We start from the raw sequence: 26,445 nt of genomic DNA, 5'->3' as shown, positions 1-26,445 counted from the left end.
GGATGCGCGATGAGGGGGAGCGAGAGCATTGAGCCTCGATGATGACCCATTCGACTACCGCATCACGAAGTCCAGCATGCTCATCATTACGCGCAACGGCCGAACCGTAGTGGAACTTGGCGGCAAGAAGGCGTCTGCATTGATCCCCAAGCTTGGTGCCAGCGACGAATCCGATCAGCAGCTGCTTGCTCGTGTCACCGGCAACTACCGCCGCGGGAACGAACGACAGGTCAACAAACGGCACTGACCGGACGATTGTTCAGTCCTTGGTAATGTGTGTCACATGAGTCAGAAGAATCCGAGCGAATCTCCCATGAGCGAGTTCGCCTCCGCCATTGCAGTCAAACGCGAGTCGGAAACCAGCTTCAGCGCTGAGCTCGACGGAGAGTGGAGTGTCGCCGGCGCGGTCAACGGAGGATATCTCCTCAGCGTCATCGCGCAGGCACTGCGGAACAACAGCCCGAAGGCTCCCGACTCATTGGTGCTCTCGACCTACTACCTGGGTCCCAGCCAGGGCGGCCGAGCCGACATCGCGACGCGACTCATCCGCGAGGGCCGATCCAGTGCCACCTTCGCCGTTGACCTGTCCCAGAACGAGGCACCGACGATCACCGCCCTGGCGACGATGGGCAGCCTCGCTGATCTGCCTGACGATGTCGCGACCACAGCCAGCCCGCCAGAGCTGCCGGACCCGGATCAGTGCATCAGCGTCGCCGAGGCACCCGGAGACTTCGTCAAGTCCGCCCCCTTGGTCAAACGCTACGATATGAGACTTGATCCCGAGACCGCCGGTTTCGCCGCCGGTCGGCCCAGTGGCCGCGGTCTGCTCCAGGGGTGGATCCGCTTGGCTGACGGGACCGAACCAGACTCGCTGGCGCTGCTGGCATTCCTTGACGCGTTCCCACCGGTGATGTTCGATCTGGGCCGCTTCAACTGGGCCCCGACCATGGAGCTCACCGCTCATCTGCGTGCCGTTCCAGCGCCAGGCTGGATCAGGGCGAAGCTGTACACGCGCAACATCGCCGGCGGCATGTTCGAAGAGGATTGTGAGCTCTGGGACTCCGCTGGCCGATTGGTCGCCCAGTCCCGGCAGCTGGCACGACAGCCGCGAGGTTGAGAGCTGAATTATGGCAGGAGGCCCGCGCCGAGTCAGAGCCTGCGTCTAGAGTGTGAGGTCAAACAGGCATCATTATGAAAGGACCACCAGCCATGGCGTCTCTGTCCTCGCTGAGCATCACCTTCGACTGCAAAGATGTCGAATCCCAGTCGATATTCTGGGCCGAACTCCTCAACGCCGAACTCGATGACGGCGCAAACGAATTCGTCGCCAGCATCGGCGGCGTCCACAGTGGCGAATCGACGACTCCCGGCATGCTCTTCCTCAAGGTCGAGGAACGTGGCGAGGGAAAGAACCCCTTACACATCGATCTCGATGACCCGAACTATCCCGCCGATGTCGACCGTGCGGTGGCATTGGGGGCCGAGAAAGTTGAATCGTTTGCCGAGTTCGGCATCGAATGGACCACGCTGAAAGACCCCGAAGGAAATGTCTTCGACATCGGTCGGAAGACACCGACTGAAGAAGGCGAAATATGACCTCGAGCCCGCGGCCAGCAGACCCGGCCGAAGCACCGAGGGAGCGACAGGGGTTGGAAGAGTTCCTCGACTACTATCGTGCGGTGCTGCGCAGAAAGGTCGAAGGGCTGGCCTCGGCCGACCTCAACCGTCGGGTCGGTGCATCGCCGCTGACTCTGGGCGGGATCATCAAGCACCTCAGCCTGGTCGAAGAATCATGGTTCGTCGAAGACATCCTTGACCAGGAACTCTCCGAACCGTGGGCGAGCATTGACTGGAAGGCCGATCCCGACTGGGACTTCGAGAGCGCAGCCGAGGACACGCCCGACTACCTATTGAGGCTGCATGCCAAGGCCTGTGACCAGTCGCGGGAAATCCTCGCCGGCATCGATGACTTGGATACGCTCATGGCACGTAAACCGTCCGCGGGCGAGCGGTTCAACGTCCGGTGGGTGCTCATCCATATGATCGAAGAATACGCTCGACACGTCGGCCACGCCGATCTCATCCGCGAAAGCATCGACGGGGACACCGGCGACTAAGACGCCACGACGGTGATATCGAGCCTATTGTTGGCACCTGGGAGTGTGAGTCTCGTAGGCTGAAGGAACTATGACTAACTCCAGCTCCGAGGCGGCCGCTTCCGTGAAGACCACCCGTTCCAAAGCTCTGATTCCCCTCGATCTGCTCCGCGGTTTCCTGATCGGCTCCGCCGAGCTCGTCCCCGGGGTCTCCGGCGGAACGATTGCTCTCGTGACCGGAGTCTACGACCAGCTCATCGACTCGGCCGCCCACGTGGTCAAGGCGGCTAAGACTGTGATCACCGGCCCTGACCGGTGGAACGGCGCCCGCGCAGAACTGCGCCGCACAGACTGGTTCCTCGTCATCCCAGTCCTCCTGGGCATGGCGACAGCAGTCCTCAGCATCGCTGGAGTGATGGAAGGCTTCGTCACAGCCAACCCAGAACTTGCAAAGGGGCTGTTCTTCGGACTCGTCGCTGCCAGCATCTGCGTCCCATTGCGCATGCTGCCGGCGCGCAGCGGGCAATCTCTGCTGCTGGGTATTCTCGTCTTTCTCGCCGCTGCAGCTCTCGCCTTCTGGATGACCGGACTGGCAGGAGGTTCAGACGTTGAGAACCCACCACTCATTGCGGTCTTCTTCGTCGCCTCAATCGCCATCTGCGCTCTGGTCGTTCCCGGCGTATCGGGATCGTTCTTCCTCCTCGCAGTCGGCCTCTACGCCACCACGCTGCGCGCGGTCGACGAGCGCGACCTCGTCTACATCGCTGTATTCGGACTCGGCGCGATCCTCGGCCTGGCATTGTTCGTCAACATCCTGCGCTACTTACTGCACAATCACCGATGGTGGACTCTGGTCGCGATGGCGGGCCTGATGCTCGGCTCCCTGAGAGCCCTGTGGCCGTGGCAATCCGATGCGGAAGCCGGAGGTCTGCTCGCGCCCTTCGACCCGATCGCTGCCCCGATCATTCTCGCCGTCATCGGTGCTGCAATAGTGGTTGTCCTCATCGTCATCGAGTCCAAGTTCGCGTCGAAGGCCGCCAAGGACAACCTCGTCGAACAGTAGAGACAACATAGTTTGTGCAGATTTCGCTCAGGATTTGCTCAGGTTCGTCGAAATTCAGATTAGAGTGGGAGATCTGAATCACAACGACATCTGGAGACTTATGCGCTTGCGAAGCTTGGCCTCGTCCACTTTGGCACTGACACTCATCGTTGCAGGCCCAGCAGCCGCCTCGGCGACGGGGTTGGGGAGCGGGCCTCCGGACAAGGAACAGGCAGCGGCCACGGGCGAACTCACCCTGTTGGCGACGACCGATGTCCACGGTCACGTCCTCAACTGGGACTACTTCGCCAATGCGCCCTACCCCGACGGGGAAGAACTCGGCATGTCGCGTGCCTCCACCCTGATCAAGGATGTCAAAGAGGCCAAGGGTGAGGATTCCGTGCTGCTCGTCGACAACGGTGACACGATCCAGGGCACCCCATTGACTTACTACTACGCGCAACAGGAGCGCATCACCGAAACTGGTGACACGCATCCGATGGCCAAGACCTTTAACCATGTCGGCTATGACGCACAGGTCGTGGGCAACCACGAGTTCAATTACGGCCTCGACCTGCTCGCCAAGTACAAAGAACAGGTCGACTTCCCCGTCCTGGGCGCGAACGTCATCAATGACGACGACGATCAGCCCCACCTCGATCCCTACACGCTCGTGAAGAAGAACGTCTCCGGTCAGGAGATCACCATCGGCGTGCTGGGCGTGACGACCCCAGGAAGTCGGATCTGGGATAAGAACAAGCTCTCCGGCAAGGTCCACTTCGATGACCCCGTCGAGACTGCGAAGAAGTACGTTCCGGAGATGAAGGACGCTGGGGCAGATATCGTCGTCGTACTCTCACACTCGGGCAAGGACCCCGAAGGCCAGACCTGGGACCCCTCGAAGCTGCAGGAGAACGTCAGTACCTCTGTCGCGAAGGTCCCCGGAGTCGATGTGCTCGTCGCTGGTCACACCCATCAGGATGAACCGAGTCAGGTCGTGTCACGCGAAGACGGGACAAAGGCGCTCATCACCCAGCCCAACTACTGGGCGCGGTCCGTTTCCGAGGTGGACCTGCCCATCAATCTCGAAGACATGGGGATCGACTGGGGGAGTGCCGAACCCGAAGTCATACCACTTGCCACGCAGGGTGATGTCGCTGAGGATCCGGAGATCAAAGATCTCATCGATTCCCAGCATAAGAAGACCGTCGACTACGTCAACACGAAGATCGGCTCAGTGACTGAGACCATGAGCGCCGAGACCTCGTACTATGAGGACACGGCGATCCTTGACTTCATCTCAAAGGTGCAGTCCGAGACGGTAGAGACCGCGTTGGCAGACACCGAATACAAAGACGTGCCCGTCATTTCGCAGGCCTCACCATTCAGTCGCACAGCGAAGTTCCCGGCCGGGGACATCACCATCCGCGACGTCGCCGGGCTCTACGTCTTCGACAACACCCTCGGCGGAGTCGAGGTCAATGGTTCGCAGCTGCGCGACTACCTCGAGTTCTCCGCTCGCTACTTCAAGCAGACAGAAGAGGGCGCAGACTTCGACCCGGTCGACGGAACCAACGCCATCGACGAAGGCCTCGACCGGCCGATTCCTGACTACAACTACGACGCGCTCTCGGGCATCGACTACGACATCAACGTGTCCAAGCCGGTGGGCGAACGCATCGAGAACCTGACCGACAAAGAGGGAAATACTGTCGGCGATGATGACACATTCATCCTCGCGATCAACAACTACCGTCAGTCCGGAGGCGGCGACTACCCGGTCGGTGACCTGAAGGAGGTCTACAACGAACAGGTCGAGGTCCGTCAGAGCCTCATCGACTGGGTCAAAGACAACGAGGTTGTCGATCCCACGGAATTCTACGATGAGAACTGGCAGGTCGTCACGACGACGCAGGACCCAGGCGACGATGACGAAGCGTCATCCGAAGCTGCGGCAGAAAACGAAGCTGATGCCCAGGCAGAAGCCGAGGGGACCTCCGACGGCGGCAACGCCGATGGAGCAGACGGCACGGACAGTGCCAACGGCGACGATACCGCTGCCGCCAACGACGGCGCGAATTCCACGGTCGACGATGACGCCACGGTCGACGATGACGCCACGGTCGACGCTGACGCCACGGTCGATGCCGACGATGGGACCACCTCGGCGAACGGATCGGATTCTGACAGTGGCACGGACAATGCCAAGGGATCCGACTCTTCCAACAGCAGTGGGAATGCGAATGCCGGCGGCGATCTGCCACGCACGGGCGCGGAACTGGGGACGTCGATCGGGATTGCAGCAGCCATCATCGCACTCGGAGCGGGATTGGTCTGGTTCGCCCGCCGACGTCGGATCTGAAAGGGCGATTGTCGTGTCGGTGAACTCACGTAGGGTGGGAACCGACAGCAACGATCACGATAGAAAGCGAGCGAGAAGCATGGCGAAAACAGCATTCCAGGGCACACCGGTCAAGACCGTAGGCGAGCTCCCCGAGAAGGGCGCACAGGCACCAGCATTCAGCCTCGTGGGCAACGACCTCGGCGAAGTCAACTCCGCCGACACAACGGGCAAGCGGGTTGTCCTCAACATCTTCCCGAGCGTGGACACCGGTGTCTGTGCGGCCTCGGTGCGCAAGTTCAACGAACTCGCCGCGAGCCTGGAGAACACCACGGTGCTGTGTGTGTCCAATGACCTGCCCTTCGCACAGGCCCGTTTCTGCGGTGCCGAAGGCATTGAGAACGTTGTCGCCGCATCCGGGTTCCGCAGCGCCTTCGGCAAGGAGTTCGGTGTGACCATGGTCGACGGACCCCTGGCCGGACTGCTGGCCCGCTCAGTCGTCGTCCTCGACGAAAAGGGAACTGTCATCCACAAGCAGCTGGTCGACGAGATCGGCACCGAACCGGATTACGACTCGGCGGTCGCCGCACTCAGCGCCTGAGTGTGTCGGATCCGGTCGCCGCTTTGGGGCGCCGGGTGCTACATGTCGAATACCTGCACGGGCAGCGCGTATTTCACGCCTGCCCGTGTTCCGGCTTCTGAGGCGATTCCGGGGATCATGTCTGAGGGCAGTGGATGGTCGGGCAAGGCCTCGAGATAGACGGCATGAGCCTCCAAGGAGCGCACGGCCCGGTCGACGTGTTCGTCGTCGAGGACCACCGCATGGGTGGGATCAGCCCCGTTGACCAACAGCTTGTCGGCCTTCCATGCTTCGAGTCCGTCGTCCTTGAGGTCGGTGAAGACCCACGGGTTGTCGGCATCACGGATGGCATCGATCGTGGCGATGCCGGCCGCCCGATGGTCGACGTGGTTCAGGCCCCACGGCATCTTGAGTTCCCAGTTGGTCACCATTACGGCATCGGGTTTGAATTGGCGGATCTTCTTCGCGATCGCATGCCGGAGCTCGACGCTGGGCTCGAGAAGACCGTCGGGGAAGTCGAGGATCTCAAGATCCTCTACTCCGACGATCGTGCACGCCTGTCGCTGCTCACCTTCCCGTAGAGGAACAACCTTCTCAGGGGACATTTCGCGGATTCCGGCTTCACCTCGAGTCAGAAGCAGATAGGACACGGACTTTCCCTGGTCGGTCCATTTGGCCACAGCCGCTGAGGCACCGTATTCCATGTCATCGGGGTGGGCAACGATGCACAGGAGGCGATTGACATCATCGTCGTCGAAGATCGGAAGCTCAGTCATAGTCCAAGGCTAAGCCCCGCGCGGCACTTGTGCCAGAGCAGGCTGGGGTCGCGATGGGTACGATATGAGGGGCGCTGTTGAAAGAGCGCCGCTCCACAATTGGAAAGCGGGCCCATGTATCGGAGTCTCCTCCTGGCAAGTTTGATGGTGTTGGGCCTGTCCCTCTCCGGGTGCTCAGCTCTGCGTGTGAGCACAGACGAGGGCGATTCGCGTCCGGTCAGCGTCGGCATCGACGATGGGTCCGAAGGAGAGGCGCACCAGGAGTCCGATGCCCCTGCAATTCCTGCGGGAATGGCTCAGGTGACGGTCGATCTGGGTCCCGAATGCCCGATCAAGGTGCAGATGGCCATGGACAGCGAATGGAACGGCGACCTCGCCTACGACAGCTATCAGCTCTACAGCCGCGATAACGGTGCCATCATCACCGTCAACTGCTATGAAGCGGACGACGAAACGGCCCAGAGCATCATCGATACGGCACAGGAACAGACCTTCGGGGAATCGCGATCAAGCATTCTGGAAGAGAAGTCCGGGACAGTGCCCGGTGGTGCGTACTGGACGGTCCACGGGCTGCTCGCTCGCCAGGAGATCAGGGCCATCGATGAAACCGAGTCCGTGCTCTATGGAGCCATCGCCGGGATCTCGGACAACGGTCGACTGTACAAGCTCAGCGTCGAGATGGTCACGGTGTCAAGTGACCAAGCCACCGCCGCGCAATTCGCGCAGATGCTGCCGACCGTCAGCTTCGCCGATCAGATCCTGGAATCGCCAGCACTCTCATAAGTACGTGTGGGCTGTGCTCCTTTGCGGCGTTTGAGCAGCTCTCTGGCCGCGATCCGTCCCGCACGGGTGGCACCGACAGTTGAACTCGCCGAGCCGTATCCGACGAGAAAGACCCGTCGGTCGTTCTTGACCGAGACTTCGGTTTCCATCGAGATTCCTCCATCTGGTGTGCGCAGGCGCAGCGGTGCCAAATGGTTGAGAGCGGCCCGGAAGCCGGTGTTCCAGAAGATGACATCGATCTCTTCGACACGTTCATGTTCGAAAGGCTGCCATGACTCCGGCATCGCCAAGTGATCGCTTGCCGAGGGCCCAAGACCCTCCGAAGTCGTCTGATCCTCGGCGGCTCGCCCGGGGAAGTGGACACCGTGAGGCAGCACCGCATCGAACATTCCGCGTGAGACGAGGACCCCAGATTCGACGCCGTATCGGAAATCCTTTCGTATGGGCAGGCCCGTGGTGCGAACCACGCTGGCAGGGGCGAGGCCGGCCAAGGTCCGGGAACGCACAGCGCGTTCGACTTCGAGGCCCCAGCTGCCGTCGAATTCTCGTGAGGTGAAGTTCGGGGGCCGACGCGTGGCCCACAGCGTTTCGGTGACTTTCGCGAGTTCGAGCAGGAACTGGGTTGCCGAGATGCCGCCGCCGACGACCAAAGTCCTCAGGCCCCGGAAGTCCTCGACGTCGCGGAAGTTTGCGGTGTGAAGTTGGCGGCCTTCGAACTCGGCGATGCCGGGGACGAACGGAACATAGGGATGAGTCCATGTACCGGTCGCATTGATCAGGTACCGGCTCGTGAGCTCAACACGTTCACCGTCGATTTTCGAGGTGATTTTCAGGGGGCCGGAACCGGGGGTGGGTGATTTCACGGTGACCACCTCGGCGGGGCGGACGACGCAGAGTTCGAGTTCGCGTTCGAAACGCGAGTAGTAGTCGGAGACCACCGCCGAGGCTGGTATTGAGGGATCCGGTGTGCCCAGTGGGAACCCCGGAAGGTCTGCCACATGGTTCGTCGACCCCAGTGTCAGGGAATCCCACCGTTCACGCCACGCGCCGCCGGGGCCGGCACCGGCATCGAGGACGATGAAGTCCTTGCCGGGCACCAGTCCGTCGCGCCAGAGATAGTGGGCAGCCGAAAGGCCAGCCTGACCTGCGCCGATGATGACGATCGGCCAATGGGAGTCGACCAGCAACTCCGAAATGCGGCACACCATATTGCCATTGTTTCAGGTTCCTGCCATTCCTGCCTTCGGGCCAGTGCCGCGGATGGTGATTCCGAGCAGTGAAGAATTCGATGCCACTGTGAGCGGAGGGTCAATTGCAGTCAGGTCCCCGCGGGTTCATGTAGCAATCCTCATCAACGAGGTAGCGGTGGAAGCGATAGACATCGATGGAGATGTCGTTGCTTGCCACGTGTGCGAAACCGTCGATGGGCAGCCATGGGCCACCGTCGACGGAGAATTCGCCGCTGAACGTCGCGGTCATGCCGACAGTTTTCGTTCCGGTCTTCTGATAGTCATGACCAATCTGCGGTTCGTCGCCTGGCCGTGGCTTCGCCCCTGTCTTCGATGTGGTGCCGCCGGTGTCGTCGCCGAAGTCCCAGTAGTACTTTTCAGGGGTGACCTTCACCGTGACTGCATAGGTCAGCAGGGTCATGTCGATGTAGCTGGTGTCGGCATCCGTCCAGAAGGCAGCGGGCTTGCCGATGACGGCCCAATCCTTTGGCCAGGCATGAATCGTTGGGGCCGGAATGTCGAAGGTCTGGAACTGAGACTCAGGAATACGGGTGGGTGGCTCGGGCCTGACAGGAGCACCGCCTCCACCGCCACCCGGGCCAGGGCCGGGGCCTGGACCTGGAAGGTTCGCACAGATATGACCGACCTCTTCGAGGACACAATCGGGTTGACCGCCTCCGCCGCCGGAGCCCCCGCTGTCAGAACCTCCGCCACCGTTACCGCCGCCTCCGGAGCCGCCGCCTCCACCTCCGCCGTCGGACCCGCCTCCTCCACCGCTACCTCCGCCATCGGACCCGCCTGCGGGGCCAGGGGCAGGGCCGGGCGGCGGAGGTGGCTCAACGACACTACAGTCGCGCCCTGCCATTGAACCGCAGTCCGGGCCGGCTGCGAAAACAGGAAACGGCACAACTATGGATAAGAAGATAACTGCGCTGAAGATGATTAGTTGTGTATTCTCTAGGCGTCTGCGCACTCTTTGCTCCGCAGATATTGATTCGCAACTTTCCACTCGCCCTCTACTTTGGTGACTACATGTTGCATCGTGATTCCCTTTGGCGAGACCGAAGGAAGCGGCTCTCCCTGATTAACCACGCTCCAGTCTGAGTCTCGGGTACAGAACAGGATAGTTACGGCGTCATCGTCGGAATCACTATCAGGTAAGGCAACGGACTCAATTTGGACATCATAGAATTTGTAGTTTCCCGCCATGTATTGGTCTTTGGAGCGCATAGTCTGGGCTTCGGTTTCGAGTGATTTTAGTGAGCCATCGCGGGCGAATTTATCTGTGTTCTTATTGTCTTTCCCGCCAGAAGAAAACACACGGTTGATGGTGGCGATGTACCCTTCGAACGCCACCAACGCACCTTCAACGGCTTCCGTCTCCTCGGGGCTCAAATCGAGTTCGGTCTCGTACGCGGGGATCGTCGGCTGCGGATCAGTTACCGGGGAAGAATCCTTGGCAGGCAGTGTCGATGTCGGTGCGGCGACTGGGGAATGGTCTTCGCATCCTGAGAGTACGAGGGGCAGTGCAAGGGCCGCTGCCAACGTCAGTGCTGTCGTCGTTCGATAGCGGATACGTCCGCCATATCCAGTCTTCATTCCACGCCTCTGTGGTCGAGAACTCCGGCGCAGATGTACGAATCGCGCCCGGAATCTCTACATTATGCGAGAACCGTGACTTTGAGAACAGGCGAAGTTGAATCTGTGGATAACTTGCCCGGAAGTGAGTGGACTTACTTCTTAGCGGCTTTCGCGGCGGCCTTCTGCTGCTTTTTGAACGCGCGGACTTCCAGCAAGGTGTCCTCATTGACCACATCGGCGATTGAACGACGGCTGTTTTCATCACCGTAGTCACCAGCTGCCTCTCGCCATCCATCAGCGTTGAAATCGAACTGCTTGCCGAGGAGTGCGAGGAAGATCTTCGCCTTCTGATCGCCGAAGCCAGGCAGCTTCTTCAGGCGTTTGAGAACTTCGGGGCCAGTCGGATCTCCGGATGTCCAGATAGCTGAAGTGTCGCCATCGTATTCGTCGACGATCTCCGCTGCGAGCTTCTGCACCCTTGTGGCCATCGACTTCGGGAAACGATGCACCGCCGGTTTGATCGAGAACTTCTCCAGGAACTCATCCGGATTCATCTCAGCAATCTCGACCACATCGAGCTTGCCCAGACGCTCAGCAAGCTTCGCAGGCCCAGCGAACGCCACCTCCATCGGCACCTGCTGGTCCAGCAGCATTCCCATCAGCAGGGCGAAAGGGTCATCGGCAAGGAGGGCGTCGGCATCGGAGTTGCCGGAGAGGAAAACTGAACTCATGCGTCCATAGTGGCATGTAACCGGCCCGCAAGCACCTCAGAGATACCATCGAGTCATGATCTGCCCTTGTTCTGGAATGCCGCCCGGCGCCGACTATGACGATTGCTGCCGTCCCGCCTTGGACGGACAGGCATGGCCAACGACTACTGAGGCACTCATGCGCTCCCGCTACACCGCATTCGCCCGCGGAAACGAAGACCACCTCTTCCGCACCTGGCACGCCAAGACCAGGCCGGCCGACATCGGGCTCGACACCGACACCACCTGGTTGAGCCTGAAGATCATCGGCACGACAGGCGGATCGGAATCCGAGGAAACGGGAACGGTGCACTTTCGCGTCACCTGCAGAGACCACCTCGGCGAACACACACTTGAGGAGAACTCCTCATTCGTTCGCAGGGCCGGACGCTGGGTCTACCTCGATGCCATCGACTGATCGGCGTCACCAACGAACTGTGTCTATACTGTTGGCAGCGGCGCATCCATCGCCCAACCTCGGTCGTGATCCCAGCTCACTGACCATCCGGTGAAGGGGAGAGAATCCTCGGACGAACCTGTCACGGTGATCTCCAGACCAGGTTTCGTGCTGGGGGAGACTTGGTTGTTGAGGATCAAACGCCATGACCAAGCACAAAGACTTCAAACATCTCGTTCGTCAGCGCATGAGTTCAACGGGGGAGAACTTCACCTCCGCCCGCGCTGCACTGCTGGAGGGCCGAGTCCACGAGCATCAGAGCCACAGCGAATCACCGCCGACAGATCCCACGGCAGAAGCCTTCAGGGCCAAAACGGTGAGAACGTTCATGAGCGATGGCCGCCTGGTGTCCATCCCTTCGAAGCGCAAGGCGCTCGTCGTCATCCTGTTGGAGATTCTCAGAGTGTTCGAGACCGACCGGATCTACCGTGAGAAGGACGTCAACTCGATCCTCGAAGCCTTCCATCCGGATTTTGCACGACTGCGTCGGGAACTCATCGATTACAGATACCTGAGTCGCGATGGGCACACCGGTCAGTACTGGGTGAACGATCCGCTGCCTGAGCGCAGTGTCAACCTCGTCCAGGAAACGGCTGCCTTCGAGACGTTTCTGCGCTGAGTCGGTGACCACGTATCCTTGAAGCTCGGGAAAACAACGGGCATTCACTAGGAGTCTTCATGGGCCAGGCATACCACGCCGATTCGACCGATCTCAACGACAAAGAGATCCTCACGTGGGACACATTCGGTACGTCGGCCAGGGAGATGGCGCAGACCATCGCCGACTCCGACTACGACCCCGAGATCGTCATCGCAATCGCCCGTGGCGGCCTGCTGCCAGCCGGTGCACTGGCCTATGCACTCGGCCTCAAGCTCTCCGACGCCATCAACGTCGAGTTCTACACCGATGTCCATGAGACTCTGCCCGATCCGATTCTCTTGGCACCGATGCTCGACATCGAGGCCATCAGAGGAAAGAAGCTGCTCGTCGTCGACGACGTCGCAGACTCAGGGCGCACCCTCGCGCTGGTCCTCGAATTGCTGAAGAAGCACGGCGCCGAAGCCCAGTCCGCAGTGATCTACGCAAAGTCAGCATCCATCATCGACCCGGACTTCGTTTGGAAGCGCACGGATCAGTGGATCGTCTTCCCCTGGTCGGCCGAGCCCCCGGTCGTCGCCTCCAAATAAGCTGCAGGCCATGATGAACGCCTGGCGGGACGTCGATGCCCCGTGCGGTCGGGTCCGAGCCTACGTCGACGGCAACGTGATCCGCGCTCGGGGCATCCGGTATGCCCGCGCGCGGCGTTTCGCCCATCCCGTCGATGAACCGCCCGCAGACGTCATCGATGGCAGAGAGCCCGGTCCCGGAAGTCCGCAGTACCGGCGCGACCCGAACGCGGGAATGACCTTTGACCAGCTCGGCGGCCTGCCCACCAGTGAAGACTGTCTGCGGGTGAGCGTGACAACTCCCGTGGACACAGACGAAGACCACTCAACGCTGCCTGTGCTCGTGTGGATCCACGGCGGTGCTTATGTCGCTGGCGCCGGGGATGCGGAGATCTACGATCCGCATACCCTCGTCGAGGAACAGAACATCATCGTCGTCTCGGTCACCTATCGCCTCGGCGTTTTGGGATTCTTGGGAACGGGCAAACCTGAACATTCCAATCTCGGCCTCCTCGACCAGATCTCGGCTCTGCGCTGGGTCCAGCGCAACATTGCGGCCTTCGGGGGAGACCCGCACAATGTCACGATCGCAGGGCAGAGCGCGGGTGCTGACGCCTGCGCGCACCTGATGATCGCCGAGGCGACCGATGACCTCTTCCACCGCGTGATCCTGGCCTCGGCGCCACTGGGACTCGCCGGTGGCACCGAACCGATGAACTGGGCCATGGCGAAGGTCGCAGAGAAGATCGACCCCGACGCCAGCGTCGACGACATCCTCGCCGCACAGGACGAAGTGCACAGGGCGGCATTGGTCGGTGGACTGCACGCCGGTATGTGCTTCGGCGTCCATTACGGCGCTTACCCGCTGCCGGCGAAATCCGACACCGACGCCGCATGGTCAGAAGCCGCACGCAAATACGACGTGCTCATGACCCGCACCGAACGCGAGATCGCCTTCTTCGCTGGTTTCGTCCCGGCCTTCCGTCGACTCCATAATCGGCACCTGACCTCCCCGATGCTCGAATCGCTGATCTCCGGAATCACCTCGGCGGTCTACACTCGTGCAGCCAAAGAATTCTACGATCGGCACCGCATGGCAGGCGGCCAAGGCACACGCCTCCTCATCGTCTCCCGCGGCGATGGCAGCTTCTTCGACGCAGCACACTCCGGGGACCTTCCTCTGCTGTTCCCGGGCGACGTCTGGCATGACAGTTTCCTCGACTACGGCGAATCGGCGCAGATCGCCGGTCCGGAGCTGCGCAGAATCTGGGGACGGTTCACGACCTCCGGCGCACTGCCGCGGGTGCCTGTGCCCGGACTCATCGACATCCTCGGGTGATCCAGCTCCGGGTCGCGTCAGTGCCGTGGACTATCGTGGGCACATGGACTCACACCAGGTCTCAGCCGCCCGTCTGATCTCCCAGGGACTCATCGATTCTGCACGGTCGGACAACGTCACGGCACAGTCGGTGGTCCGAGATCTCGGGTGCGTCCAAGCTCAGGCGCTCGGTGGTGCACTGGTCTCAATCGCGCTGCGCACAGGAACCTCGGTCGCTGCCGTCCGTGAGGCGATGGATTCCGGGCACATCATCCGCACATGGACGCAGCGAGGAACGATCCACCTGGCCGCAGCTGCAGATCTCGGATGGATTCTCGGGCTGACCGGACAGCGGACCTTGAAAGCCGTGGCGAAGCGGCGAGAGGTCTTCGGCATCGACGATGCCATGGTCGACGCCGCAGCGCAGTTGGCCGAAGAGGCGATCCGTGCCCGCGGGCCCCTCACTCGCCAGGAACTGCTCGATGCCTTCGCACCCCTACAGGCAGGCAAGGAATACGGGCACGAACGCTACCTCATCACCACCCTGGCACTGCGCAACATCATCGCCCAGGGACCGATGGTCGAAGGCAAAGACGATATGAAATACGTCCTCACCGACCAATGGATCCCGAACCCTGTCGAACTCGACGCTGAGGCCGCTCTGCACGAATGGATGCGACGCTACGTCCTCAGCCATGGGCCCGTGACGATCGACGATGCCGCACGGTGGACGGGACTGCCCAAGACCCCGGTGCGCAAAGCCATCGCCGCAGCCGTCGCCGACGGCGAGATCATCGAGGTCAGCATCGAGGACCGAGAGCACTACCAATCGCCCGAATTGGACGATCGCCTGCACGAGACCCAGTCACAGGCGAACGAACTCCTGCTGCTGCCCGGATTCGACGAGATCATCCTCGGCTACAAGGACCGCAGTGCCACATTGGATCCGGCGCATGAGAAGCTCGTCGTCCCCGGCGGCAACGGCATGTTCAAGAACACCCTCATCGACGGCACCAAGGCACGGGCAACGTGGAAGCGTTCACCGCGCAAGACCGGACCACGTCTGATCATCGAGCCCTTCGACAACCAAGCTGTCGACTATGACCGCGCCGAGTCTGTTGCCGCCTCTCATCCGGCCTTCGCCTGAGGCTGCGATGAAGGTCGGAGTCCTCGCCAACCCGAAGCACGCACGAACCATGCGGGCCTACGCTCGACTCGTCGAGGTCCTCAAACGGGAACGGATCACGTATCGCAGCGCAACAACTACACCGCAGTGGCCGGGGACCGAGCAGACCTCGCAACTGCTTGACTGGGGTGCGAACCTCATCGTCGTGCTCGGAGGTGATGGCACACTGCGAGCCAGTGCTCCAGTGCTGGCCGCCGCGCGGGTGCCCGTGCTCATCATTCCGACCGGAACTGCGAATGTCCTGTCCAAGCACATCGGAATCCGATCGGCGGGGTATGCGCTGAAGCTGGCCGACATGCATTTGGGGTCCCGGTCGATGCCCGTCTGCCACGTTCCCGTGAACGAAGCAGACTGTTTCACCTCGACTGGTTCACGCCGTGAGCACTTCGTGTCATTGGCAGGAATCGGGGGAGATGCGATCGCAATATCCGAGAACGCGCGATTGCCGGCGGCCCTCAGGTTGGGAGTTCTCGGCTATGCCTACGGTGCCAGCCGGGCGCTCTTCACCCCACTGATCAAGGCCCGACTCAAGGACCCACACCCGGCCAGCCCACAGTTCGAGGGCACGACCGTCACCGAGGTGTGGTCGGTGATGGCAGCGAAGACTTCTCGACCTGCCGGACCAATCCCGGTATTCGACCACGCCGAGGTGGGCGCAGGTAAGTTCGAATTTCTCGCTGTAGAGCTGAGGTCGACACAACCCGGTGACCGCCTCGTCGAATGGGCGCAGATCGGCTGGGCCAGTGTGAACCGCCGACCGGCATCTCACCCCTCGATGCACTACTGGCGAGGAACTGAACTCAGCATCCGCCTTGAGGCTCCGGCCCCGGTCCAGCTCGATGGTGACCTCATCGGTGACTGCCGCCGGCTGGACCTGCGCGCCGGGACGACCTCGCTGGCGGTCTTAGCGCCGAACTAGCGGCGACGACGGGAGGTGCCGAAGATTCCGCGTGTGATCTCTCGGACCGCAGTGCGAGTGAACTGCTTGAACGCCGAGGACTTCACGACCTTTGAGAACATGCTGTCGTCCTCCTTCTGCTTCGACCCCGAAGACGACCGCGAACCTGACCCCGACCGGGAGCCCTGCGAGTCCTCCGGGAACGCAACCTTGTCCGTGGCCACCTGCTCCTCGTCATGGGCCTCAGAACCTGCCTCCAGGCGCTTCGTGAGGATCTCGCGAGCAGACTCATTGTCGATGGCAGTGCCGTACTTCTCATGCTGCGGAGAAGCCGCAACAGCGGCCTTGATCTCATCCTCGGACATCGGTCCCATCTGCGACTCGGGTGCACGCATCCTCGTCGGAGCCACGGGCGTGGGAGCACCCTCCGGGTCCATCACCGTCACGATCGCCTCGCCGATACCCAGCGAAGTGAGCAGCTCCTCGAGATCGTAGTCGGACTTCGGGAACGTCTGCACAGTCGACTTCAGCGCTTTGGCATCGTTGGGAGTATGCGCCCGCAGCTGATGCTGAATGCGCGAACCCAACTGGGCCAGCACATCATCGGGGACGTCCTTCGGAGTCTGCGTGACGAAGAAGACCCCGACGCCCTTCGAACGGATAAGACGCACAGTCTGCGTCACCGACTGCAGAAACGCCTTCGAGGCATCGGCGAAGAGCAGGTGCGCCTCGTCGAAGAAGAACACAAGTGAGGGCTTGTCGGCATCGCCGACCTCTGGCAGATCCTGGAACAGGTCGGCCAACAGCCACATCAGGAACGTGGAGAAGAGCGCAGGGGACTGATTGAGCTTCTGGAGCTCGAGGACAGAGACGATTCCAGCCCCGTTGTCGTCAAGGCGCAGCAGATCGGCGGTGTCGAATTCGGGTTCGCCGAAGAACACATCGCCGCCCTGAGCAGAGAGCTCGGAGATCTTTCGCAGGATGACACCGACGGTGGCCTTCGACGCCCCACCTATGTCTTCCAAATCGGCCTTGCCCTCATCGGAGGTGAGGAAGTTCAGCACCGCGCGTAGGTCAGAGAGATCGAGCAGCGCGAGACCGGCAGTGTCGGCATAGTGGAAGACCAGTGAGAGCACCGATTCCTGGGTGTCGTTGAGCTCGAGGACCTTCGAGAGCAGGATCGGTCCGAATGAGGTGACGGTGGCCCGCAGCGGAGTTCCCAGTCCCGAATCTCCCAACGTGTAGAACTCGGTGGGGTTGGCCGATGACTTCCACTCCTGGCCCGAGGCCTCGAGTCGTGTGTTCAGCTTGTCAGAAGCCTGGCCCGCCGCACCGATTCCCGACAGGTCGCCCTTGATGTCGGACGCGAAGACGGGAACACCAGCGCGAGAGAGCTGCTCGGCCAGGACCTGAAGGGTCACCGTCTTACCGGTGCCGGTGGCGCCGGCAACAAGTCCGTGCCGGTTGAGCATCGACAGAGGGATCGAGATGGGCGTGTCCTTGTCGGGGCCGTCCTCGTTCAGCGCCACCCCCAGATCCAAGGTCTGCGCATCGAAGGTGTATCCGGACTTGAGTTTCTGCAGCGTCTCATTCGTCATGGTTCAATCTTTACACGGTCGCGCCGAGGCTGTGCAGGAATTCTTCGTGGATCCTCAGATCCGTCCCAAGCTCCGGATGGAAGCTGCCGCCCCAGATATTTCCCTGCCGCACCAGCACGGGAACCTCGGCGTATTCGCTGAGTACGTCGACACCGGTCCCCAGATCCAGAATCTGCGGGGCCCGGATGAATGTCGCGTCGAATGCGCCGTCGAGGCCGGTGACCTGAACTGGTGCACGGAAGGATTCCCGCTGCCTGCCGTAGGCGTTGCGAGCCACAGTCACATCAAGCCCGCCGAGGCGGTCGAAACCGTCCAACGAAGCATCCGTGAGTCGATCCGCGAGAAGAATGAGCCCGGCGCACGTGCCGAAGACCGGCAGTCCAGCACTGATCTTCTCTCCGAGTGCGGGGAAGAGCTCAGTCGTGGCGGCGATGCGCACCATGGCCGATGACTCACCGCCGGGCAGGATGATGGAATCGATGTTCTCAAGGTGCTCGGGTCTGGTGACCTTGCAGGAGTCGGCCCCCAGGGAGTCGAGGACACCGAGGTGTTCTCGGAAGGCTCCCTGGAGGCTGAGGACGCCGACTCTCACCAGCCGCGCTCCGCCAGGCGGTGGGGTGCTGGAACATCTGCGACGTTGATGCCGACCATCGCATCGCCGAGCCCACGTGAGGCCTTCGCCACGGCGATCGGATCGTCGAAGTGGGTGGTCGCCTCGACGATGGCCTTGGCACGGGCCTCGGGGTTTCCGGACTTGAAGATGCCGGATCCGACGAAGACGCCGTCGGCGCCCAGCTGCATCATCATGGCAGCATCCGCCGGAGTGGCGATGCCGCCGGCGACGAAGGTCACGACGGGCAGTCGGCCCAGGTCGGCGACCTGCTTGATCAGGTGGTACGGGGCCGCGTGCTCCTTGGCCGCGACATAGAGCTCGTCCTCGCTCTTGGCGCCCAGGGCTCTGATCTCGGAGTTGATGGTCCGCAGGTGGCGCATCGCCTCGGAGACGTCACCGGTGCCTGCCTCACCCTTGGAACGGATCATCGACGCGCCCTCTGTGATGCGCCGCAGAGCCTCGCCGAGGTTGGTCGCACCACAGACGAAGGGAACCTTGAACACGGACTTGTCGATGTGATTGACGAAGTCTGCGGGGGAGAGGACCTCGGATTCGTCGATGTAGTCCACACCGAGAGTCTCGAGGATCTGAGCTTCCACGAAATGCCCGATACGGGCCTTGGCCATGACCGGGATCGACACGGCAGCGGTGATGCCGTCGATGAGGTCGGGGTCGCTCATTCGGGCCACTCCGCCTTGAGCGCGGATGTCGGCGGGCACACGTTCGAGCGCCATGACGGCCGAGGCTCCGGCTGCCTCCGCGATGCGTGCCTGCTCTTCGTTGACGACGTCCATGATGACGCCGCCCTTGAGCATCTGGGCCAGGCCGGTGTTGAGCAGGGTCTGTGTCTGTGTCATTGTCGTGCTTTCAGTTTGCGGTGAGCCCGATGTGATGGGCGAGTTGATCGGTGAGAACGGCCGTTCACCACAACACTAGATCCCCAAGTGGCTTACCAGGAGTGCCAGAAAACATGAAAAGTTTTAGGCCAGTATGATCGATGCATGCCTCCAACTCAGCCGACGCACTCCGATGATGCACCGCCGGACACAGTCCTGCCCCGGGCCGACGGGATCGCACTGCCCATCGACATCGACCGGGATGTGCCGACGCCGCTGCCTGATCAGCTGGTGGCGGAGATCAGACGACTCATCGCCGCCGGAGCGGTTCGACCCGGAGAGCCGGTGCCTGCCAGCAGGCGTCTGGCCGCCTACCTCGATGTCTCGCGTGGGACAGTCGAAACCGCGTACGCCCAACTCGTCGTCGAAGGGTTCCTCACCACGGCCGAACGCTCAGCCACACGGGTGAACCCGGAGCTGCCGAACACCGCGCGCACACGCAACCCGCGTTTGCGCCCACCGCAGGTTCCACGACGCAGGCTGCGCAGCTTCGTCGACCTGCGTCCCGGATTCGGCGGAGACAACCCGCTGCAGGAACCCGCGTTTCGCAGAGCATGGCGTGATTCGCTCGACATCGATCCGGGTCCGATCGATCCCTTGGGTCAGCCGCAGACCAGATGGGCGATCGCCGACCACCTGCGCCTGACGCGGGGGATGAGCGTCGACCCCGATGACATCATCCTCACCAGCGGATCCCGGGATGGGCTCCGCCTGCTCATCACGACGGGAGTCGAGGGTGCGATCGGCGTCGAGAACCCCGGATTTCCGGGACTGCGTCAGGCCATGTCGGATCGCGATCTCAAGCCGATCGACACGACACAGCTGCCTGAAGGCACCGCTGGCTACCTCGGCGCGGTCGTCGTGACTCCCAACCACCAGTTCCCGCATGGGACCACCATGCCCATCGACCGACGGGTCAGACTCCTGGAATGGGCACAGGCGACCGGCGTCATCGTCATCGAAGACGACTACGACAGCGAAGCCCGCTATGCCCGCACAGTGGTGCCCACCCTCTACGATCTCGCGGTGTCCACCGACGCTCCGGCACAGGTGGTCCACATCGGCACGTTCTCAACTTTGCTGACCTCTGCCGTGTCCACCGGGTACATCATCGCCCACGGGGAGCTCGGCCGCCGATTGAGCATCATGCGCACTGCCTTGGGCCCGGCGTTCTCACCGGTCATGCAGACAGCGATCGCGTCGTATCTGAGTTCGGGAGGGCTGCGGCGCAGAATCTCGCGTGGTCGGCGCAGGCTCAGAGCCGCCGAGGCGGTCCTTGCTCAGGTCGGTTCGATTCCCGGTCTCGTCCACGAAGGTCGAACCCTCGTCATCGAGACAGGAGAGGCCACCGCGGCACAGCTTCGCACCGACCTGGCAGAGCGAGGGATCCTTGTGGCTTCGCTGGCAGCCGGATGGAGTGCGGACAGTGACGTCAGGCACGGTATCGTCATCGCCCACTCGAACGTCGAAGCCGCCGTGCTGCACCAGGCGTTGGAGACGGCGCAGTCGCTACTGGGTGAGGCCGACGAGAGATGATCCGGCAGGAGTGGTTGAGTAGGATCGGGGAATGATGAAATTCGGTTTCGTCGCCGATGGCGTCTTCAAACTGCTCGTCGCGGTCGCACTCTGGGCGTTTCTTCCCGCGGTCGAGTCATTCCTGCTCGCGCCCAGGTGGCTGGCGATCACGGCGATCGTCCTGCTCTTCCTCAGCGCTGCCACGGAGATCTCCTACGGCGCCCGCAAGGGTGAGAAGAGCCATGTGAAGTACCTGGCGATATTCGATTCGCTCTGGGTGGTCTCGACGATCATCGCCGTGATCCTCGCCCTCGTCGGCAGCTCGGCGGCAGGCTTCGTCTGGCTCGGCTACACGGCGCTCGGCTCGTTGGCCATTGCCGTCGTGTTCACCACCGGGGCCAATGGCCCCGATTTCGCCGAGGACGAGGCTTCCGGTGCTGCCACAAGGCGCAGCGAGTGACTGAAACCGTCTGGCACTGAGAACGCGGCTGACCGCGTGTGACCCTCAGCGAGTGACCGTCAGCGGTTGAACGCGATGGCGGCGTGGTAGCCCGCGGGCAGGCCTGACTCCAGGTCGAAGATCTCGACGTCGGGGTGCGGAGAGCTGGGTGACGCCCCGGCGCCGATGTAGTCCATCCCAGGGTCGCGTGCCAGGCCAGTGCTCAGAGCCTTGAGGAAGGCTTCTTTCCGGGCCCACACGCGCACGAAGTCTGTTGCCAGATCGGAGGCTGCGACCTGCTCGAGTTCGACTCGCTCCTTCGGGTGAAGCAATGCCATCGCCTCGGCGGCAACCGCATGCTCGGGCACAGCTTCGAGGTCGACCCCGATGGGATCGTCGGCGACGGCGACGAGAACCAAGCGCCTGGCCCGAGTCACGGAGAATTCGCATTCCTCAACTCGCGGTTTGCCGGCCGAGTCGAGGCGAATCTCGATGTCGGCAGGGTCGCGGTCCAGGTGTGTGCCGAGGACATGACGGAGGATGACTCGACCTGCAGCCCAGGTGGCCGCGGCATCGGGTTCGAATTCCGTCGCATAATTCATTTCCTGCTTCGTCAGCGACGAGAGATCGATGCGCGCCCATTCGGCCTCGGCGTCAGTGTCGGCGAGGACGATGGTCGAATCGAGTTGGGTGGGCAGGAGTGTGAAACCGGGGTGGGACTCCATGTATCAGCGGCCCAGAGCCTTCGAGATCTTCTTCAGCTTGCGGTTGAGCACGAAGATGCGCACGGATCCGATGATGCCGGCGATGAAGATTCCGCCGATCGCGGCGAAGAGCATGGCAACGCCGAGGGGCAGTTGGAACTGCCAACCGAAGTACCGGAAGTCGGCGGGGACGTTGTTCTGCAGGATGAAGATGAGCAGGAGCACGACGATGACGGCGCCGAGGATGAGGGATGCCCACATTCCCGCCGACATGCCGGAGCCGCCCTTGAGCTGTGCCAGTTCGGCTTCCTTGCCCGCAGGAGTCGGGTCCTCGCGCTGCGCCGGTTCGGTCTGCTGCTCGGATTCGATGCGCTGTGTCGGATCAACCTGCTGAGTCGGTGCGACCTCGCGGGTGCTGCCGGTCGCCGGATCCTCGTCGCCGAGCACGGACTGCGTCTCGGCCAGCAGCTCGTCGGGCGTCTGTGATTCGCCACGTGGGTCTTGAGTACTCATGCGCCCATCATAGTCGCTGATGGGCGCATGAGTGAGGTGTTGCTGCGTCTGACCTGAAGAAGTCAGATCAGACCTTTGCGCTCAGGGTGGAGATGATCTCATTGAGCGTAGCCGAAGGCCGCATGACCGAGTCGAGCTTGGCCTCCTCCGGGTAGTAGTAGCCACCCAGGTCGGCAGGGCTTCCCTGGACTTCGAGGAGTTCGGCCGAGATCTTATCGGCGTTGGTCTCGAGAGCTTCGGCAACAGGCTTGATGGCCTCGGCCAGAGGCTCGTCCGTGGTCTGCTGGGCCAGGTTCTGCGCCCAGTAGAGGGTGAGGTAGAAGTGGCTGCCGCGATTGTCGATCTCGCCGACCTTGCGTGAGGGCGACTTGTTCTCTTCGAGGAACTTGCCGGTTGCTGCGTCGAGGGTGTCGGCGAGAACACCGGCACGGGCGTTGCCGTGGACGTTGAACTCGTGGCGGAAGGATTCGGCCAAGGCGAGGAACTCGCCGAGCGAATCCCAGCGGAGGTGGTTCTCCTCGACCAGCTGCTGGACGTGCTTCGGGGCCGAACCGCCGGCACCCGTCTCGAACAGGCCGCCACCGGCGATGAGCGGAACCACGGAGAGCATCTTCGCCGAGGTGCCCAGCTCCAGGATCGGGAACAGGTCGGTGTTGTAGTCGCGCAGCACGTTGCCGGTCACCGAGATGGTGTCCTTGCCCTGGCGAATGCGATCAATCGAGAACTGAGTCGCCTCGACCGGGTTCATGATGCGGATATCAAGGCCCTCGGTGTCGTGGTCACCGAGGTACGCCTCGACCTTGGCCCGCAGGTTGCGGTCGTGGGCGCGGGTCTCGTCGAGCCAGAACACGGCAGGGGTGTCGGAGAGGCGGGCACGGGTCACAGCAAGCTTGACCCAGTCACGGACCGGGATGTCCTTGGTCTGGCAGGCACGCCAGATGTCACCGGCGGCGACACTATGGGACAGAATGACCTCGCCGGCGGAGTTGACGACCTCGACGACGCCGTCCTGGGCGATCTCGAAGGTCTTGTCGTGGCTGCCGTACTCTTCGGCCTTCTGGGCCATGAGTCCGACGTTGGGAACGGTGCCCATCGTGGTCGGATCGAAGGCGCCGTTGGCACGGCAGTCCTCGACCACGGTCTGGTAGACACCGGCGTAGGAGGAGTCGGGGATGACGGCCAGGGCGTCCTGGGTCGCGTCGTCCTTGTTCCACATCTTGCCGCCCACGCGGATCATCGCCGGCATTGAGGCATCGACGATGACGTCGGAGGGCACGTGCAGGTTGGTGATTCCCTTATCGGAATTCACCATCGCCAGGGAGGGGCCTTCGGCGATGCCCTTCTCGATACCGGCCTTGACGCCCTCGGCCACGTCGGCCGGGAGAGCGTCGAGCCCGCCGAGGATGGCGGCCAGTCCGTTGTCCGAGGTCAGACCCGCCTCGGCGAGGGCTGCACCGTATTCGGCGTAGACCTCGGGGAAGAACGCCTCGATGACGTGACCGAAGAGGATCGGGTCGGAGACCTTCATCATGGTGGCCTTGAGGTGGACGGAGAACAGGATGCCTTCGTCCTTGGCCCGTGCGATCTGGGCCTTGAGGAACTTGTGGAGTTCAGCCACATCCATCTTGGTGGCGTCGATGACTTCGTCGGCGAGGACCGGCAGCGATTCCTTGAGCACGACGGTTTCGCCCGAGGCGGGACGCAGACGGATCTGCAGGGTGTCATCGGCCGGGATGACAACGGACTTCTCATTGTCACGGAAGTCCCCGGCGGCCATGGTGGCGACATTGGTCTTCGAATCAGAAGACCACTCACCCATCGAATGAGGGTGGGCCTTCGCGAAGTTCTTCACTGCCTGTGGTGCGCGACGATCGGAGTTGCCCTCACGCAGGACCGGGTTGACTGCTGAGCCCTTGGCCTTGTCATAGCGAGCCTTGGCATCGCGCTCATCATCGGTCGACGGCTCGTCCGGGTAGTCGGGCAGTTCATAGCCCTGGGACTGGAGCTCGGCGATGGTGGCCTTGAGCTGGGGGACGGAAGCCGAGATGTTGGGCAGCTTGATGATGTTGGCTTCTGGCTTCTTGGCCAGATCGCCCAGTTCCGACAGAGAATCAGCGACCTGCTGGTCTGCAGGAAGGCGATCGGTGAACTGTGCCAGTACACGCGCGGCCAGGGAGATGTCTCGGGTCTCGACCTCGACGCCCGCTGAGGTGGCGAATGCTTCGATGATCGGCTTGAGCGAGTACGTCGCCAGGAGAGGCGCTTCATCGGTGCGCGTATAAATGATTTTGGCCATGGTGATGGACTACTCCACATCGTCTTGGGGTTTGACCACCCCATCCTACCGTTGCCCCGGTTGTGCTCAGCTTCCCGGTAGGGTTCTGTTTCGTCACACACAACTAGACAATGATCACGAACAGTTGAGAAATCATTACGAACACCAGTGAGAGGACGACGGTGGCCAAGCTCTACTTCCGTTACGGGGCGATGAATTCCGGAAAATCGACCGCCCTGCTGCAGGCCGCCTTCAACTACGAGGAACGCGGCCAGCGAGTTCTGCTGGCCAAACCCCACATCGATACGAAGGGTGCCGGTGAGATCGTCTCCCGCCTCGGTGTGACCAGAGAAGTCGACTTCCTCATCCCCGCAGGCTCCGACGTTGAGACCATCTACCGTGAGCACGCTGACTACGTCGATCATGATGCTCTGCTCGAATCCATCGACACGCCTAAGGCCCGCGTGGCCTGCCTGCTCATCGACGAAGCTCAGTTCCTCGAACCGCTCCAGGTGGATTCGCTCATGCGCATCGCCACCAACGCCTCGGTGCCGGTGATGTGCTACGGAATCAGGACCGATTTCCGGACCAAGGCCTTTCCCGGCTCTGCCCGACTACTTGAGATTGCTCACACCTTGGAAGAGCTCAAGACGATCTGCCGCTGCGGACGCAAGGCGATGTTCAACGGACGGCTCGTCGACGGCCAATTCATCTTCGACGGTGACCAGGTGGCCATCGACGGCAATGCGGTGACCTATGAATCACTGTGCCCACGCTGTTATCTCCAGTACTCGGGCGGTAGGCTGAGTGCGGTGGTCTCCTGACCTTCCAACAGCACTCCTGACCTCGAACATCTCATCTGATCTCGAACCTCGCTAGGAGCACTCTTGCGCATTGCAGTCCACCCCCTCAATGACAATCCGGGTTCACCGGCCATCGTATTCGGAAACGCCCTCGGCACCAGGGTCTCCCTCTGGGCCGCGGTCGCGGCCAGATTCGCCGATGACTACCAGATCTACCTCAGCGATCTTCCCGGTCACACACTTCCTCGAACCGATGACGGCGCGGACTTCACGGTCTCCGATCTCGCAGCCGGGCTCGTGACCAGCCTGGCTGAACTGGGCGTGGAGAAGTTCACCTACTGCGGTGTCTCGATCTCGGGCGGCATCGGACTGACGTTGGCACTCGAACACCCTGACTCGCTGACCGGTCTTGTGGCTTGTGCGACGGCGACGAAGTTCGGCACCGACGAATCCTGGGCCGAGCGAATCAAGGACGTCGCCGAGGACGGCACCCGCGGCCAGCTCGACGACACCGCCGACCGGTGGTTCGCCGCCGGTTTCCTCACCGAGGACATCGCATCGGGACCGGCCATCCTCACGGACCTGGCAATGATCGATGATGCTGCCTATATCGCCTGTGCAAGGGCTGTGACGCAATACGACGTGACTGGGCGCCTTGAGGCCGTGACCACGCCGACCCTGTTCATCGCCGGATCACAGGATCCGGGCTGCACCCCCGAGGCCATGACCGAGCTGTCGGCACAGGTGGCCGACTCAGCGATGGTCGTCATCCCTGATGCGGCTCATCTGCCGATGGCCGAACATCCCGACATCGTCTTCGACCACATCGAGGCGTTCTTGAGTAGGGTGTAGATGTAGTCCACAGCATCCGATCTTGCTCAATGAG

30 protein-coding genes are annotated in these 26,445 nt (G+C 62.0%); 19 read left to right on the top strand and 11 right to left on the bottom strand.

Translation table 11 applies throughout. From position 1 onward, the window contains the following. Positions 1–28: 28 nt before the first annotated feature. From HU144_RS14345 to tpx, 7 genes are all read left to right on the top strand, one after another. Positions 29–247: a hypothetical protein gene (locus HU144_RS14345; RefSeq protein WP_235351884.1), complete on the top strand. Its 219-nt coding sequence runs from the start codon at positions 29–31 to the stop codon at positions 245–247. 36 nt (positions 248–283) lie between these two features. Further along, complete coding sequence (locus HU144_RS14340) at positions 284–1,117, top strand: thioesterase family protein (RefSeq protein WP_235351883.1); 834 nt, start codon at positions 284–286, stop codon at positions 1,115–1,117. 92 nt (positions 1,118–1,209) lie between these two features. Next, entirely contained in the window at positions 1,210–1,596 is a 387-nt protein-coding gene (locus HU144_RS14335) for a VOC family protein (protein WP_235351882.1), read from the top strand. Then, on the top strand, positions 1,593–2,117 hold the full coding sequence (locus HU144_RS14330) for a DinB family protein (protein WP_235351881.1): 525 nt from the start codon (positions 1,593–1,595) through the stop codon (positions 2,115–2,117). The genes HU144_RS14335 and HU144_RS14330 overlap by 4 nt, the downstream gene beginning before the upstream one ends. Before the next feature lie 70 nt (positions 2,118–2,187). Continuing rightward, a complete protein-coding gene (locus HU144_RS14325; RefSeq protein WP_235351880.1) occupies positions 2,188–3,159 on the top strand; it encodes a DUF368 domain-containing protein in 972 nt (323 codons plus the stop codon). A 100-nt stretch (positions 3,160–3,259) separates the two neighbouring features. Next, positions 3,260–5,500 carry a bifunctional metallophosphatase/5'-nucleotidase gene (locus HU144_RS14320; RefSeq protein ID WP_235351879.1) on the top strand — a complete coding sequence of 747 codons (2,241 nt, stop codon included), beginning with the start codon at positions 3,260–3,262 and terminating at the stop codon, positions 5,498–5,500. Between the two features lie 79 nt (positions 5,501–5,579). Continuing rightward, positions 5,580–6,080 carry a thiol peroxidase gene (gene tpx / locus HU144_RS14315; protein ID WP_235351878.1) on the top strand — a complete coding sequence of 167 codons (501 nt, stop codon included), beginning with the start codon at positions 5,580–5,582 and terminating at the stop codon, positions 6,078–6,080. Positions 6,081–6,118: 38 nt separating this feature from the next. Here the strand turns inward: tpx and HU144_RS14310 are convergent, their stop codons facing one another. Then, on the bottom strand, positions 6,119–6,835 hold the full coding sequence (locus HU144_RS14310) for a PIG-L deacetylase family protein (protein WP_235351877.1): 717 nt from the start codon (positions 6,833–6,835) through the stop codon (positions 6,119–6,121). Positions 6,836–7,021: 186 nt separating this feature from the next. Between HU144_RS14310 and HU144_RS14305 the strand changes: the two genes are divergently transcribed. After that, complete coding sequence (locus HU144_RS14305; protein WP_235351876.1) at positions 7,022–7,618, top strand: hypothetical protein; 597 nt, start codon at positions 7,022–7,024, stop codon at positions 7,616–7,618. Here the strand turns inward: HU144_RS14305 and HU144_RS14300 are convergent. Both HU144_RS14300 and HU144_RS14295 read right to left on the bottom strand, forming a co-directional pair. Continuing rightward, positions 7,588–8,826, bottom strand: coding sequence for an NAD(P)-binding domain-containing protein (locus HU144_RS14300; RefSeq protein ID WP_009885029.1), 1,239 nt, complete (start codon positions 8,824–8,826; stop codon positions 7,588–7,590). The genes HU144_RS14305 and HU144_RS14300 overlap by 31 nt on opposite strands. 100 nt (positions 8,827–8,926) lie before the next feature. After that, positions 8,927–9,268, bottom strand: coding sequence for a hypothetical protein (locus HU144_RS14295; RefSeq protein WP_009885028.1), 342 nt, complete (start codon positions 9,266–9,268; stop codon positions 8,927–8,929). 216 nt (positions 9,269–9,484) lie between these two features. Between HU144_RS14295 and HU144_RS19280 the strand changes: the two genes are divergently transcribed. Further along, a complete protein-coding gene (locus HU144_RS19280) occupies positions 9,485–9,715 on the top strand; it encodes a hypothetical protein (protein ID WP_268825919.1) in 231 nt (76 codons plus the stop codon). 89 nt (positions 9,716–9,804) lie between these two features. Here the strand turns inward: HU144_RS19280 and HU144_RS14285 are convergent, their stop codons facing one another. Beyond that, positions 9,805–10,446, bottom strand: a complete 642-nt coding sequence (locus HU144_RS14285; RefSeq protein ID WP_235351875.1) for a hypothetical protein — start codon at positions 10,444–10,446, stop codon at positions 9,805–9,807. 134 nt (positions 10,447–10,580) lie between these two features. After that, positions 10,581–11,159 carry an HhH-GPD-type base excision DNA repair protein gene (locus HU144_RS14280; protein ID WP_235351874.1) on the bottom strand — a complete coding sequence of 193 codons (579 nt, stop codon included), beginning with the start codon at positions 11,157–11,159 and terminating at the stop codon, positions 10,581–10,583. 55 nt (positions 11,160–11,214) lie between these two features. Between HU144_RS14280 and HU144_RS14275 the strand changes: the two genes are divergently transcribed. The 6 genes from HU144_RS14275 (at position 11,215) to HU144_RS14250 (ending at position 16,224) form a co-directional block, all read left to right on the top strand. Beyond that, complete coding sequence (locus HU144_RS14275) at positions 11,215–11,595, top strand: YchJ family protein (RefSeq protein ID WP_328284298.1); 381 nt, start codon at positions 11,215–11,217, stop codon at positions 11,593–11,595. A gap of 184 nt (positions 11,596–11,779) precedes the next feature. Then, positions 11,780–12,253 (top strand): DUF2087 domain-containing protein, encoded by a 474-nt coding sequence (locus HU144_RS14270; protein WP_235351872.1) that lies wholly within the window; start codon positions 11,780–11,782, stop codon positions 12,251–12,253. Between the two features lie 59 nt (positions 12,254–12,312). Continuing rightward, positions 12,313–12,822, top strand: coding sequence for a phosphoribosyltransferase (locus HU144_RS14265; protein WP_198395436.1), 510 nt, complete (start codon positions 12,313–12,315; stop codon positions 12,820–12,822). A 10-nt stretch (positions 12,823–12,832) separates the two neighbouring features. Beyond that, positions 12,833–14,140, top strand: a complete 1,308-nt coding sequence (locus HU144_RS14260) for a carboxylesterase family protein (protein WP_235351871.1) — start codon at positions 12,833–12,835, stop codon at positions 14,138–14,140. A gap of 43 nt (positions 14,141–14,183) precedes the next feature. Beyond that, entirely contained in the window at positions 14,184–15,266 is a 1,083-nt protein-coding gene (locus HU144_RS14255; RefSeq protein ID WP_235351870.1) for a winged helix DNA-binding domain-containing protein, read from the top strand. Next, positions 15,220–16,224 carry a diacylglycerol/lipid kinase family protein gene (locus HU144_RS14250; protein WP_235351869.1) on the top strand — a complete coding sequence of 335 codons (1,005 nt, stop codon included), beginning with the start codon at positions 15,220–15,222 and terminating at the stop codon, positions 16,222–16,224. Before HU144_RS14255 ends, HU144_RS14250 begins: the two co-directional genes overlap by 47 nt. Here the strand turns inward: HU144_RS14250 and HU144_RS14245 are convergent. The 3 genes from HU144_RS14245 to pdxS are packed head-to-tail and all read right to left on the bottom strand — an operon-like array spanning position 16,221 to position 19,271. Then, complete coding sequence (locus HU144_RS14245; RefSeq protein ID WP_235351868.1) at positions 16,221–17,801, bottom strand: helicase HerA-like domain-containing protein; 1,581 nt, start codon at positions 17,799–17,801, stop codon at positions 16,221–16,223. The genes HU144_RS14250 and HU144_RS14245 overlap by 4 nt on opposite strands. 10 nt (positions 17,802–17,811) lie before the next feature. Continuing rightward, positions 17,812–18,393: a pyridoxal 5'-phosphate synthase glutaminase subunit PdxT gene (gene pdxT / locus HU144_RS14240; RefSeq protein ID WP_235351867.1), complete on the bottom strand. Its 582-nt coding sequence runs from the start codon at positions 18,391–18,393 to the stop codon at positions 17,812–17,814. Continuing rightward, positions 18,390–19,271, bottom strand: coding sequence for a pyridoxal 5'-phosphate synthase lyase subunit PdxS (gene pdxS, locus HU144_RS14235; protein ID WP_235351866.1), 882 nt, complete (start codon positions 19,269–19,271; stop codon positions 18,390–18,392). The genes pdxT and pdxS overlap by 4 nt, the downstream gene beginning before the upstream one ends. A gap of 144 nt (positions 19,272–19,415) precedes the next feature. Here pdxS and pdxR point away from each other — a divergent pair, with 144 nt between their 5' ends. Both pdxR and HU144_RS14225 read left to right on the top strand, forming a co-directional pair. Further along, positions 19,416–20,846, top strand: coding sequence for a MocR-like pyridoxine biosynthesis transcription factor PdxR (pdxR, locus tag HU144_RS14230; protein WP_096146849.1), 1,431 nt, complete (start codon positions 19,416–19,418; stop codon positions 20,844–20,846). Between the two features lie 31 nt (positions 20,847–20,877). Further along, on the top strand, positions 20,878–21,285 hold the full coding sequence (locus HU144_RS14225; protein ID WP_235351865.1) for a hypothetical protein: 408 nt from the start codon (positions 20,878–20,880) through the stop codon (positions 21,283–21,285). A gap of 59 nt (positions 21,286–21,344) precedes the next feature. On the opposite strand, the gene HU144_RS14220 is transcribed toward HU144_RS14225, so the two are convergent. The 3 genes from HU144_RS14220 to HU144_RS14210 all read right to left on the bottom strand — a co-directional run bounded on the left by HU144_RS14220 (position 21,345) and on the right by HU144_RS14210 (position 24,777). Beyond that, a complete protein-coding gene (locus HU144_RS14220) occupies positions 21,345–21,989 on the bottom strand; it encodes a 4'-phosphopantetheinyl transferase family protein (RefSeq protein WP_235351864.1) in 645 nt (214 codons plus the stop codon). Between the two features lie 3 nt (positions 21,990–21,992). Continuing rightward, positions 21,993–22,481 carry a LapA family protein gene (locus tag HU144_RS14215; protein WP_235351863.1) on the bottom strand — a complete coding sequence of 163 codons (489 nt, stop codon included), beginning with the start codon at positions 22,479–22,481 and terminating at the stop codon, positions 21,993–21,995. 67 nt (positions 22,482–22,548) lie between these two features. Next, the gene (locus tag HU144_RS14210) at positions 22,549–24,777 is read right to left on the bottom strand and encodes an NADP-dependent isocitrate dehydrogenase (protein WP_235351862.1); all 2,229 of its coding nucleotides are present in this window, start codon (positions 24,775–24,777) and stop codon (positions 22,549–22,551) included. A 161-nt stretch (positions 24,778–24,938) separates the two neighbouring features. Between HU144_RS14210 and HU144_RS14205 the strand changes: the two genes are divergently transcribed. Both HU144_RS14205 and HU144_RS14200 read left to right on the top strand, forming a co-directional pair. Continuing rightward, complete coding sequence (locus tag HU144_RS14205) at positions 24,939–25,580, top strand: thymidine kinase (RefSeq protein ID WP_096162928.1); 642 nt, start codon at positions 24,939–24,941, stop codon at positions 25,578–25,580. A 63-nt stretch (positions 25,581–25,643) separates the two neighbouring features. Further along, positions 25,644–26,411: an alpha/beta fold hydrolase gene (locus HU144_RS14200; RefSeq protein ID WP_235351861.1), complete on the top strand. Its 768-nt coding sequence runs from the start codon at positions 25,644–25,646 to the stop codon at positions 26,409–26,411. The last annotated feature ends 34 nt before the right edge of the window (positions 26,412–26,445 follow it).

The sequence above is a fragment of the Brevibacterium sp. UCMA 11752 genome (genome assembly GCF_021532235.1).
Lineage (GTDB): Bacteria > Actinomycetota > Actinomycetes > Actinomycetales > Brevibacteriaceae > Brevibacterium > Brevibacterium antiquum.
Note: the sequence above shows the minus strand (reverse complement) of the source record. Positions and strands in the feature narration are given on the sequence as shown.